7 protein-coding genes and 1 rRNA gene are annotated in these 13,569 nt (G+C 29.2%); all 8 read left to right on the top strand.

Going from position 1 to position 13,569, the window contains the following annotated elements:
* Positions 1-103: 103 nt before the first annotated feature.
* The 8 genes from rrf (at position 104) to ispD (ending at position 13,569) form a co-directional block, all read left to right on the top strand.
* Positions 104-220, top strand: a 5S ribosomal RNA gene (rrf, locus tag I2A66_RS14770).
* 345 nt (positions 221-565) lie between these two features.
* Entirely contained in the window at positions 566-3,997 is a 3,432-nt protein-coding gene (locus I2A66_RS14765; protein ID WP_122641104.1) for a pyruvate carboxylase, read from the top strand.
* Positions 3,998-4,371: 374 nt separating this feature from the next.
* Positions 4,372-6,309, top strand: coding sequence for an elongation factor G (locus I2A66_RS14760; protein WP_195251912.1), 1,938 nt, complete (start codon positions 4,372-4,374; stop codon positions 6,307-6,309).
* A gap of 191 nt (positions 6,310-6,500) precedes the next feature.
* Positions 6,501-8,954, top strand: a complete 2,454-nt coding sequence (locus I2A66_RS14755; RefSeq protein ID WP_195251911.1) for an ATP-dependent Clp protease ATP-binding subunit — start codon at positions 6,501-6,503, stop codon at positions 8,952-8,954.
* A gap of 126 nt (positions 8,955-9,080) precedes the next feature.
* Complete coding sequence (gene radA / locus I2A66_RS14750; RefSeq protein ID WP_122641107.1) at positions 9,081-10,454, top strand: DNA repair protein RadA; 1,374 nt, start codon at positions 9,081-9,083, stop codon at positions 10,452-10,454.
* A 2-nt stretch (positions 10,455-10,456) separates the two neighbouring features.
* A complete protein-coding gene (disA, locus tag I2A66_RS14745) occupies positions 10,457-11,527 on the top strand; it encodes a DNA integrity scanning diadenylate cyclase DisA (protein WP_122641108.1) in 1,071 nt (356 codons plus the stop codon).
* 84 nt (positions 11,528-11,611) lie between these two features.
* A complete protein-coding gene (locus I2A66_RS14740) occupies positions 11,612-12,706 on the top strand; it encodes a PIN/TRAM domain-containing protein (RefSeq protein WP_147516903.1) in 1,095 nt (364 codons plus the stop codon).
* A gap of 176 nt (positions 12,707-12,882) precedes the next feature.
* Positions 12,883-13,569 (top strand): 2-C-methyl-D-erythritol 4-phosphate cytidylyltransferase, encoded by a 687-nt coding sequence (ispD, locus tag I2A66_RS14735; RefSeq protein WP_122641110.1) that lies wholly within the window; start codon positions 12,883-12,885, stop codon positions 13,567-13,569.

Raw genomic sequence — 13,569 nt, 5'->3', positions numbered from 1 at the left:
AGGTCGAGGACTTGACCAATAAATTTAAATGATAAATCAATAAATGATATGCAGTTTTTAGAGTATTAACTCTAAAACTTAATATAAGTTAATCGAAAGATTATGTGGTTATTATAGCAAAGAGGATACACCTGTTCCCATTCCGAACACAGAAGTTAAGCTCTTTAGCGCTGATGGTACTCGGAGGGCAACCTCCCGGGAGAGTAAGACGTAGCCACGTAATCTTTTTTATTATATTTAAATAATCATTAAAAAAGAGAGGAAATTACCTCTCTTTTTTAATTTTTTTTATTTTCATGTCATATAAATTATACATATACTATCTTCTTATTTTTAAATTAGTAAAAAATATAAACTTTTATAGTTTATTAAATAAAATCAAAATTTTATTATCGTTAAATATACTTAAATATATATAGGTATTTTAAAAAGATGCAAACTTAAAGTTATTTACTTTTACAAATTTATATTATTAATTAAGGAAGTTGAATGATTATATTCAAAATTCTGTAAATTTAGATTATAATCTTTAATATTATTAAAGATTATAATAAGGGGGAATATTATGCTGAAAGGATTTAAGAAAGTATTAGTAGCGAATAGAGGAGAGATTGCTATAAGAGTATTTAGGGCATGTTCTGAGTTAGGTATAAAAAGTGTGGGAATATACAGTAAAGAAGATAAATATAGCTTATTTAGAACAAAAGCAGATGAATCATATATGATAGGTGAAGGAAAAGGTCCAGTTGATGCTTACTTAGATATGGATGGAATAATAGAGCTTGCTAAAAGTAAGAATGTTGATGCTATACACCCTGGATATGGTTTTTTATCTGAAAATCCTGAATTTGTACGTAAATGTGAAGAAAATGGCATAACATTTATCGGTCCAACTGCAGAAATAATGAATATGATGGGAGATAAGATAAATTCAAAAAAAATAGCTAAAGAAGTAAATGTTCCGACTATACCTGGAATTAATAAACCTATAGAAAGTGCAAAAGAAGCTAAGGAAGTAGCTGCACAAATTGGATATCCAGTTATGTTAAAAGCCTCTAATGGTGGTGGCGGAAGAGGCATGAGGGTTGTTTATAATGAAGATAAAATAGAGTTTGAATATCAAACTGTATGTAGCGAATCTAGAAAGGCTTTTGGCGAAGATGTTATATTTATAGAAAAATATGTTGTTGATCCAAAGCATATAGAAGTTCAAATACTAGGAGATAAATACGGAAATATTGTACACCTTCATGAAAGAGATTGCTCTGTACAAAGAAGACACCAAAAGATAATAGAGTATGCACCAGCTTTTTCCTTAGCAAAAGAGCTTAGAGATAGTATTTGTAATGATGCTTTGAAGATAGCTAAGCATGTAGGCTATATTAATGCTGGAACATTAGAATTTTTAGTAGATTCTAGTGGAAAATACTATTTCATAGAGATGAATCCTAGAATACAGGTTGAACATACTGTGACAGAAATGGTTACAGGTATAGATATAGTACAAAGCCAAATACTTATAGCCCAAGGTTATAGATTAGATAGCGATAAAATTAATATAAAATCCCAAGATGATGTTAAGTTAATGGGGTACTCAATACAAGCAAGAATAACAACTGAAGATCCAGAGAATAACTTTATGCCTGATACAGGTAAAATTCAAGTATATAGAACAGGATCAGGATTCGGGATAAGGTTAGATGGTGGAAATGGATTTACAGGTGCTGAAATAAGCCCATATTATGATAGTTTACTTGTAAAGACAATATCTTTCGATAGAACGTTTCAAGGTGCTATTAACAAGACGATTAGATCTATAAAAGAAATAAGAATAAGGGGTGTTAAAACAAATATAGGATTTTTAAATAATGTATTAAAAAATCCTATATTTAAAGAAGGTAAGTGTAGTACTAAATTTATAGATGAAAATCCAGAGTTATTTGAAATAAAGAAGGGAAAAGATAGGGGAACGAAATTATTACAATTTATTGGAAATATAGTAGTAAATGATAATAAATGCAAAGAAAAGCCAGTATTTGATCAGATTCATAAACCTCATATTAAAGATAATATACCTAAAATAGAAGGTAGCAAAAATTTATTTGATAGACTAGGAAAAGATAATTATATAGAAAAAATAAAGAATGAAAAGAAATTATTATTAACTGATACTACGATGAGAGATGCTCATCAATCATTACTTGCAACTAGGTTTAGAACATATGATTTTTTACAAGTAGCACATCCTACAAATGAATATATGAAAGATCTATTTTCATTAGAGATGTGGGGAGGAGCTACATTTGATGTTGCTTATAGATTTTTAAATGAATCTCCATGGATAAGATTACAAAAACTAAGAAAAGAAATACCTGATATAATGTTTCAAATGTTATTTAGAGCTTCTAATGGAGTTGGATATACTAATTATCCAGATAATGTAATAAAAGAATTCTTAAAAGAGTCAGCAAGGCAAGGTATAGATGTGTTTAGAATATTTGATTCACTAAACTGGGTAGAGAATATGAAGTTGTCAATAGATACAGCTTTAAATACTGGAAAAATTGTTGAGGCAAGTATATGTTATACCGGCGATGTTCTAAATCTAGAAAAAACTAAATATGATTTAGAGTATTATATAAAAATGGCTAAAGAACTAGAAGCATTAGGATCAGATATAATCTGTATTAAAGATATGGCAGGACTACTTAAACCACAAGCTGCGTATATACTAATAAAGGCTTTAAAAGAAAATGTTAAAGCACCTATACACCTTCATACACACGATACAAGTGGAAATGGTGTGGCAACATGTTTAATGGCATCACAAGCAGGTGTAGATATAGTTGATGGAGCATTAGAAACTATGTCGGGTCTTACAAGTCAGCCATCATTAAATGCTATAGTAGAAGCACTTAAATTTACAGAGAGGGATACAAATATTGATTTATATGGGTATAGAGAAATTGGAAACTATTATGCTGATTTAAGAAAATTATACAAACGATTTGAAAGCGGGTTGTCAAATTCTTGTTCAGAAATATATGAATATGAAATACCTGGTGGTCAATATTCTAATTTAAAACCTCAAGCTGATAGCCTAGGATTAGTGGGTAGATTTGAAGAAGTTAAAGAAAAATATAAAGAGGCTAATGAAGTAGTTGGTGACATAATAAAGGTAACCCCATCATCAAAAGTAGTTGGTGATTTAGCAATATTTATGACTAAAAATAATTTAACAAAAGATAACATAATAGAAGAAGGTAAAAAGCTATCATTTCCAGATTCAGTAGTGGATTTCTGTAAAGGAATGATAGGTCAACCAGAGGGTGGTATACCTAAAGAATTACAAAAAGTGGTTTTAAAAGGAGAAGAATCTATAAATGTTAGACCTGGTTTATTAATACCAAAATTTGACTTTATAAATAAAAAAAGATATTTAGATAAAAAATTTAATATAAAATCCAATATAAGAAACGCGCTAAGCTATTCGTTATATCCTAGAGTATATGAAGATTACTTAAAGCATTTTCAAGAATATAGTGATATTTCTAAATTAGATAGTGAAGTGTTTTTTCATGGCTTAAATAGAGGTGAAGAATGTGATGTTGAAATAGAAGAAGGTAAAGTCCTAAGTATTAAATTAATGGGAATAGGTAAAGTAAAAGAGAATGGGTACAGAACAGTATTATTTGAGTTAAATGGAATGTCTAGAAAGATAGAAATTAAAGATAACAATTTCTCTGGAGAAATAAACCAAGTTATAAAGGCAGATATTGATAATCCATTACAAATAGGAGCAAGTATTCCTGGTAAGGTTATAAAAATATTAGTTGAAGAAGGAGATGAAGTAAAAGAACATGAACCACTGATAATTATAGAAGCTATGAAGATGGAAACTAATATAGTATCTAGAGCAAATGGAAAGATAAAATCAATTAAGGTAAGTGAAAATGACATAGTAGGGGATTCTCAGTTATTGATTGAAATGGAGTAGCAATTAAAAACTCTATATAGATTAAGCATTGGATTCTATATAGAGTTTTTACTATAAAAAAATGATTTTTATATAATTAGTAGAATAGTATTTAATATAAATAACTAATTATTAATATTTTAATTCTACTTATTTCTCAGGAAATATAGAGCTTTACGTTAAATAACTAAATAAAAACAGGATAAATATATACTATAAAGTGAATAATTCTTTATGAGGATACTAATAAATATATTTTAATTAAGGTTAAGGCGTATAGCGGGAATGTTATATCATTTAAATAAATTCACCACCTGCAAATACAAAAATTTTAAATTATTTAATAAAATATTTTAAATAAGATTTTGTATAAATTAAAAAAGGTAGGTGCCTATATGAAAATATATGATAGTAACATGTTAAGAAATATAGCAATATTGGGACATAGTGGATGTGGAAAAACAAACTTAATTGAAGCAATATCATATACATCAAATCTAACAAAAAAAATACCTAATTTAACCGATAAAACTAATATGACTTATAGAATGAATTTAGTACCTGTTGAGTATGGCGATTATAAGTTTAATCTATTAGACACTCCGGGATATTTTGATTTTACTGGAGAAGTTATATCATCTCTTAGAGCAAGTGATGCAGCTGTTATAGTGATAGATGCTACCACTCCTATTCAGGTTGGAACAGAAAAGTCATTAGAACTAACAGAAAATATTCCTAAGATAATGTTTATAAATAAGATAGATAATGAAAAAGCAAGATATAAAGATGCAATAGCAATGTTAAGAGATAAGTATGGAAATAAAGTAATACCTATGATAATACCTATATACAAAGACAAAAAATTTATTAGACTACATAATATTTTTGAGAGTATGGATGATTTAGAGAATGAATTTAAAACAGAAGCACTAACTGTAAAAGATGCATTAATGGAATTAATCGCTGAAACAGATGACGAAATTCTAGACAAATACTTTAGTGGAGAAGAATTAACATCATTAGAGATTCAAAAAGGAATTACAATTGGGATGCAAAGAGGAGATATAATACCTGTAATTTGTGGTTCAACTATACACAATATAGGAACTAAAGAAATTTTAGAAACAGTATCTTCTTACTTAAATCCTAAGTATAAAAGTAATGCTGGTGGATTTGAAGGGATCATATTTAAAACAATAGTAGACCCATTTAAAGGTAAGATATCATATTTAAAAGTAACTCGTGGAGAAATAGTATCAGGTATAGATGTATATAATGTAAATAAATCAATAAAAGAAAAAATAGACACGTTATATATTATAAAAAATGGAGATTTAGAAGAAATTGATAAGGCAGAATGTGGAGATATAGTAGTTTTAACTAAACTAAACTCATTACAAACTGGGGATACTTTATCTATTAACAAGGAAGGTGAACCACTAGAAAAAATTAATTTACCAAAACCTCAAATATATTATGCTATAGTACCTAAAAATAAAGGTGATGAGGAAAAAATAAGTGCAGCATTAAATAAAATAGTCGAAGAAGATCCTACTATAAGTTGGTATAGAAATTCAGAAACTAAACAAGCCCTTATAGGAGGGCAAGGAGAGCTTCACATAAATACTGTGAAGAATAGAATGAGAGAAAAGTTTGGAGTAGATGTTGAATTAGATGACCTTAAAGTAGCATATAGAGAAACAATTAAAGGATCTGCGGATGTTCAAGGTAAACATAAAAAACAATCTGGAGGTCATGGACAGTATGGTGATGTAAAGATTAAATTTGAAAGAGGAAATAAAGACTTTGAATTTGGAGAAGAAATTTTTGGTGGATCTGTTCCAAAACAATATATACCAGCAGTTGAAAAGGGTTTAAGAGACTCTATGATGAAAGGTATTTTAGCTGGATTCCCTGTTACTAATATAAAAGCAACCCTTTATGATGGATCTTATCATGATGTAGACTCTTCAGAAATGGCATTTAAAATGGCAGCTAATATAGCGTTCAAAAAAGGAATGGAAGAAGCAGAACCTATTTTACTAGAACCAATAATGAAATTAAAAATTACTATTCCAGAAGAATATATGGGAGATGTGATGGGAGATATAAGTAAAAGAAGAGGTAAGATATTAGGAATGGAGCCTGATAATAGAGGCAAACAAATCATATATGCAGAAGCTCCACAGGCAGAAACATTTAAATATGCGATAGATCTAAGATCAATGACTCAAGGTAGGGGATATTTTGAAATGGAGCTAGAAAAGTATGAAGAAGTTCCAGACTCTATTGCTGAGAAGATAATATCAAGTGCAAATGCTAAAGTACACTAATACTATTTATTTAGATATATTTATATGAAGTAATAAGAAAGTAAATATATAAATATTCTAGTCATTAGCATAAATATTTTTGCTAATGACTAGAATATTTCAAATTATTTTTTTAGTACAGACAGATAATTAATAGTAGATGCATATAGTATAAGTATATCTAAATCTAATATAGAAGGAGGTAAAGATATATGTACTTCAATCGATTTACTCAACGAGCTAAAGCTGCAATTGATTTAGGAATAGATTCAGCTAAAAAGTTAGGGAATAAAGTAGTAGGAAGTGAGCATATACTTTTGGGCCTTCTAAAAGAACAGGAAGGTATAGCGGCTAAAGTACTTACAAAATTAGGTGTGACTGAAGAATACTTAGAAGCAAAGATTATTGAATTAGAAGGTAAAAATGATGCAGTAACGGAAGAAGTAACATTAAGTCCACGAACTAAGCAAATACTAGAGCTTTCAGGTATGTTTGCTAATAAATTAAAAACAAACTATATAGGCACAGAACATATATTATTAGCAATTGCTCAAGAAGGTGAAGGTATAGGTATAAAAATATTAAATTATTCTGGAATAAGTCAGAGAGACATAGTTCAATTAATAATAGAGATGATGGGAATAGAATCATACTCAGTCCAAGTTAGCAATGAAGTTAGTTATACAAATAATGAGGAGGTTCCATCATCTAAGTTATTAGATAAGTATGGAAAAAATTTAACTTTATTCGCTAAACAGAATAAGTTAGATCCTGTCATAGGTAGAGAAAAGGAAATACAAAGAATAATTCAAATATTAAGCAGAAGGACAAAAAATAATCCTGTTCTTATAGGAGACCCCGGTGTAGGTAAAACAGCAGTGGTAGAAGGTTTAGCATTAAACATTGCACATGGAAATGTTCCTGAAAATTTAAGAAATAAGTTATTATATACACTAGATATGGGATCATTACTAGCAGGAGCCAAATATAGAGGTGAATTTGAAGAGAGAGTAAAGCAAGTTGTAGATGAAGTAATTAAGAATGGTAGTATAATACTATTTATAGATGAGATGCATACAATGATAGGGGCTGGAGCCACAGGTGAAGGCTCAATAGATGCATCAAATATATTAAAACCAACTTTATCAAGAGGAGATATACAAATTGTAGGAGCAACTACGATTGACGAATATAGAAAGCATGTAGAAAAAGATGCGGCCTTAGAAAGAAGATTTCAACCGATATTAATAAATGAACCAAGTAAAGAAGATAGTATAGATATTTTAAAAGGATTAAGAGATAAATATGAAGCACACCATAAAGTAAAGATAAGTGATGAAGCAATAGAGGCAGCTGTAGATTTATCAATCAGATATATTACAGATAGATTTTTACCAGACAAAGCAATAGATTTAATTGATGAGGCAGCATCTAAGGTTAGACTAAAAGAAAATACACCGCCAATAAGTATAAAAGAATTAGAAGATAAAATAAAAAATATAGATAAAGAAAAAGAAGAAGCTATAAGAGGCCAAGATTTTGAAGAAGCAGCTAAAATTAGAGATGAAGAAGGTAAACTAAAACGAAAACTAGAAAATGTAAAAAGAGATTGGAGAAACGCATCTTCTAAGAATTATGACTTAGTAGATGCAGATGTAGTAGCCGAAGTTGTTGGTTTATGGACTGGAATACCTGTAAATAAAATAGTAGAAGAAGAAGCTGAAAAATTATTACACCTAGAGGAAATATTGCACAAAAGAGTTGTTGGACAAAATGAAGCTGTAAATTCAATTTCTAAGGCGATAAGACGATCAAGAGCAGGTTTAAAGGATCCAAACAGACCAATTGGCTCATTTTTATTCTTAGGCCCAACAGGGGTTGGTAAAACCGAATTAAGTAAAGCTTTAGCAGAAGCCCATTTTGGAGATGAAAATCAAATTATAAGAATTGATATGTCAGAATATATGGAAAAACATTCAGTATCAAGGATGATAGGTTCTCCTCCTGGATATATAGGTCATGATGATGGTGGTCAATTAACTGAAAAGGTAAGAAAGCAACCATACTCTGTAGTGTTATTTGATGAAATAGAAAAAGCCCATCCAGATGTTTTTAATATATTATTACAAATATTAGATGAAGGAAGACTTACAGACTCTAAAGGTAGATCTGTTGATTTTAAAAACACAATTATAATAATGACATCTAATGTTGGGGCAACTAAAATTAAGCATCAAAAAACTCTAGGATTTAGTACAATAAGCGATAATGAAAAATCAAAAGATGAGTATGAGAAAATGAAAGAATGCATAATGGTTGAGTTAAAGAAACAATTTAGACCTGAATTTTTAAATAGAATAGATGATATAATTGTATTCCACGCATTAAGTGAAGAACATATAGCTAAAATCGTAGTATTAATGGCAGATAAAGTAATTAAAAGATTAGAAAATATGGAAATTAATTTAGAAATGAAAGAAGATGCAATAAGTTTAATAGCTAAAGCAGGTATAGATTTAGAGTATGGTGCAAGACCACTAAAAAGAGCAATACAAAAAGAATTAGAGGATCAGTTATCTGAAGCAATATTGAAAGGTGAGATAAAAAAAGGAAACTCTGTAATAGCAACAATTAAAAATAATAAAGTGGTTTTTGTCACAAAATAGTAGTAATATAATAAGAGGAGTAAAACTCCTCTATTTTTGTAAAAAAAATTTAAATACATTTACATATTATTCCATGCAAATGTTAAAATTATATAGTACAATAGTAAATTAAGGGTGATTTAAAAAATGGCAAAAATTAGAACAAAATATGTATGTCAAGAGTGTGGATATGAAACTAGTAAATGGTTGGGAAAATGTCCAGAATGCACAAAATGGAATACATTTGTAGAAGAAATAGAACAAAAGAATTCAAGAAAAGAAGTTTTTATTATAGATAAATCTTCATCAAAGCCTGTGAATATAAATGCTATAGAAACTAAAGAAGAAGAAAGATTTTCTACAGAGATAGCAGAATTAGATAGAGTTCTTGGTGGAGGAATTGTAAAAGGATCATTGGTACTTGTAGGAGGAGACCCTGGAATAGGTAAATCAACTCTTTTAATTCAAGTATCAAGTAATGTAGCAAATGCAGGAAGAAAAGTTTTATATATATCAGGAGAAGAATCTGAGTCTCAAATTAAGATGAGAGCAAAAAGATTAGGAATTAATTCCGATAATTTATATATATTTGCAGAAAATAACTTAAGTATAATAGAAGCAAACCTAGATACAATAAGTCCGGATTTAATCATAGTAGACTCAATACAAACAGTATATAGCCCAGAAATTGCTTCAGCGCCAGGGACTGTTAGTCAGATTAAAGAAGGTACTGCTAAGTTTATGAAAATTTCTAAAAAAATGGGTATATCTACTTTTGTAGTTGGACATGTAACAAAAGAAGGATCTTTAGCAGGTCCTAAGTTATTAGAGCATATGGTTGATACTGTAATATATTTTGAAGGGGAAAGATACAATACTTATAGATTAGTTAGGGCTGTAAAAAATAGATTTGGATCTACTAATGAGCTAGGAGTATTTGAGATGAGAGATTTAGGATTAGTAGAGCTTGATAATCCATCAAAAGTATTAATATCTGAAAAACCAAAAGACGTTGCAGGATCAGTAATTATATCTACTGTAGAAGGTACAAGACCAATGTTATTGGAATTACAAGCATTAGTATCTCCAACTAGTTTTGGAATAGCCAAAAGAACAGCTACAGGAGTTGATTTTAATAGAGTAGCCTTGTTGTTAGCAGTACTTGAAAAGCGTGTAGGTCTACAAATACAAAATCAAGATGTGTATATAAATGTTGTAGGAGGAATAAAGATTAATGAACCTTCTATAGATATGGGAATAATACTTGCGGTAGCATCTAGCTTTAGGAATATACCAGTATCAGAAGACGTAGTGGTAACGGGAGAAGTTGGGTTAACAGGAGAGGTAAGAGCAGTTAGCTTTATAGAAAAAAGAATTGCAGAGTGTAAAAAGCTAGGTTTTAAAAAGATAATTATTCCTAGAAATAATTATGATGCAGTTAAAGAAGTAACAGGGATAGATATTATTCCTGTAGATAATTTAAGACAAGCTATTAATATAGTGCTAGGGGGGAATAGATAGTAATGGATAATTTCCTAAGCAATAAAGAAATATTACAAGCATTAAAAATGATATCTCCAGGAACACAACTGAGACAAGGACTGGACAATGTTTTAAAGGCTAAAACTGGTGGTCTTATAGTAATTGCTACAAATGAAGAAATAATGGATGTTGTAGATGGTGGATTTGCCATAAATGCAGAATACTCTCCAGCATATGTTTATGAGTTAGCAAAAATGGATGGTGCTATAGTTATTAGTGGAGATACTAAAAAGATATTATATGCGAATGCGCAACTTATACCAGATTACTCAATTCCTACATCGGAAACAGGAACTAGACATAGAACAGCGGAAAGAGTGGCTAAGCAAACAGGGGCTATTGTTATAGCAATTTCACAAAGACGAAATATAATAACTGTTTATCAAGGTGAATACAAATATGTAGTGGAAGAAATATCTAAAATATTTACAAAAGCTAATCAAGCAATACAAACTTTAGAAAAGTATAAGGCTGTTTTAGATCAGGCTGTAATAAGTCTTAATGCATTAGAATTTAAGGATTTAGTTACTATTTATGATGTTGCTTTAGTTATACAAAAGATGGAAATGGTTATGAGAATTACTAACATAATAGAGAATTATGTGATAGAATTAGGTGTAGAAGGTAATTTAGTAAGCATGCAATTAGAAGAGTTAATGGGTACAGCTAGAATAGATCAGAAGCTTATATTCAAGGATTACAAGAGAGAAGATTTAGGAATTACAGACTTTAATAAAAAAATGAGAAGCTTAAGCGATGAAGAACTTATAGACTTAGCAAATATGGCTAGGATATTAGGATACAGTGGATTCTCTGAAAGTATGGATATGGCAATAAGACCTAGAGGATACAGAATACTTAATAAGATACACAGATTACCTGCAACAATAATTGAAAATTTAGTTAATTATTTTGATAATTTCCAGGAAATTGTAAGAGCTTCAATTGAAGAGCTTGATGAGGTAGAAGGTATAGGAGAAATAAGAGCGACTTATATAAAAAATGGACTTATAAAAATGCAGCAGTTAGTATTATTAGATAGGCATATATAAAAGATGTTACAACTTTGTTATTGAATAAAAGAAATAAGTTAGAATATAATGAAGATATTAAATAGATAACTAGGGGGTGAAATTTTGATACGAAGAATAATAAGGGCACTCATAGGAATTGCCGGTTTTGTATTAGGATTTGCTACATACTTAGCGTTAATGGAAAATATCGAATTTTTAAAATTTGGAAATATAGTATATGGATATATAGCATCGATTGGTGTAGGAGCAATATTAGGATTTGTGTTTTATAAGTTAGAACCTTGGGTTGTAAATAAAACTAAAGAATTAGTAAAAATATTGGATACTGAAATGTCAAAGTATCCTCAAACAGATATATTATTAGGAGCTATAGGTCTTATAATTGGTTTAGTTATTGCATACTTAATAGTTGGATTAATAAATACAATAGTAAGAATACCATTAATAAATGGAGTTTTAGCATTAATAACGTACATATTCATGGGATATTTAGGAATAAGAATAGCTCTTAAAAGTAGAGATGATTTATTTAATATAAATAAGCTTGCTAGATTATCAAATAGCATAAAAGATAAAAGTGGCAAAAAAGAAGTTAATAAAGGTATACCTGTAAAAGTATTAGATACTAGTGTAATTATAGATGGAAGAATAGCTGATATCTGTAAAACTGGATTTATAGAAGGTAAATTAATTATACCTAAGTTTGTTTTAAATGAATTACAACATATAGCAGACTCTTCAGATGACTTAAAAAGAGTTAGAGGAAGAAGAGGACTTGATATATTAAATATTATTCAAAAAGAGTTGGATATAGAAGTTGAAATAAGTGAAACAGACTTTGATGATATTCCTGAAGTTGATAGTAAATTATTAAAATTAGCTCAAGTTTTAGGTGGTAAGGTAGTTACAAATGATTATAATCTAAACAAAGTGGCTCAATTTCAAGGCGTTGAAGTATTAAATATAAATGAGTTAGCAAATGCAATAAAACCAGTTGCAATACCTGGAGAAGAAATGGTAGCTCAGGTTGTAAAAGAAGGTAAAGAAGCTAATCAAGGTATAGCATACTTAGATGATGGTACCATGATAGTTGTAGATGGTGGTAGAAAGCATATGGGTGAAACTATAAGAGTTTTAGTTACATCTGTACTTCAAACACCAGCAGGAAGAATGATATTTGGAAAACCTAAAAATTAATTATATTAAAAAGGAGTTATATTAAGAGTTATTGGAGAAATTCTTAGTATAACTCTTTTTTTAATAAGAAAATAAATGATAAAACTAATAAAGATTATATTTTAAAGAAAAGGTCATTTAGGATATAATGAATCAGAGAAGAATGCTTGAATAGTAAGAATTTAAGAGGTGGAATAATGAATAGCGTTATAATTGTAGCTGCTGGAAGCGGCAAAAGAATGAATATGGGTATTAATAAGCAATTTATAAAGTTAAATGAAAAGGAAATAATAGCTCACACTATAGAAACTTTTTATAAAAATGAAAATATAGATGAAATTATTGTATGTATAAAAAAAGAAGAAGAAGAATTTTTTAAGGATAAAATTATAGATAGATATAGTTTTAAAAATATAAAAATAGCCTATGGAGGCAAAGAAAGACAAGATTCAATATATAATGGTCTAAAGCTTATAGATAGTAGGTGTGAAATAGTCTTAATACATGATGGAGCAAGGCCTTTTGTAAGTGAGAGAATAATAAATAATTCTATTAAAGTTGCAAGGGAGAAGAAAGCTGTTGTAGTGGGAATGCCTGTAAAAGATACGATTAAATTCGTTGATGATGGAAGTATAAAAGATACACCTAACAGAGAAAATTTATGGTCAGCTCAAACACCACAAAGTTTTGAATATAAACTTATTATGAGAGCATATGAAGAAGCTTATAAGCATGATTATTACGGTACGGATGATTCTATGCTTGTTGAGAAAATTGGACAACAAGTTACAATGATAATGGGTTCATATGATAATATAAAAATTACTAGTCCAGAAGATATAGGAATTGGAGAACAAATTTTAAACTTACAAAAACATGTATAA

It is taken from the genome of Romboutsia sp. 1001713B170207_170306_H8 (genome assembly GCF_015550495.1).
Lineage (GTDB): Bacteria > Bacillota > Clostridia > Peptostreptococcales > Peptostreptococcaceae > Romboutsia_E.
Note: the sequence above shows the minus strand (reverse complement) of the source record. Positions and strands in the feature narration are given on the sequence as shown.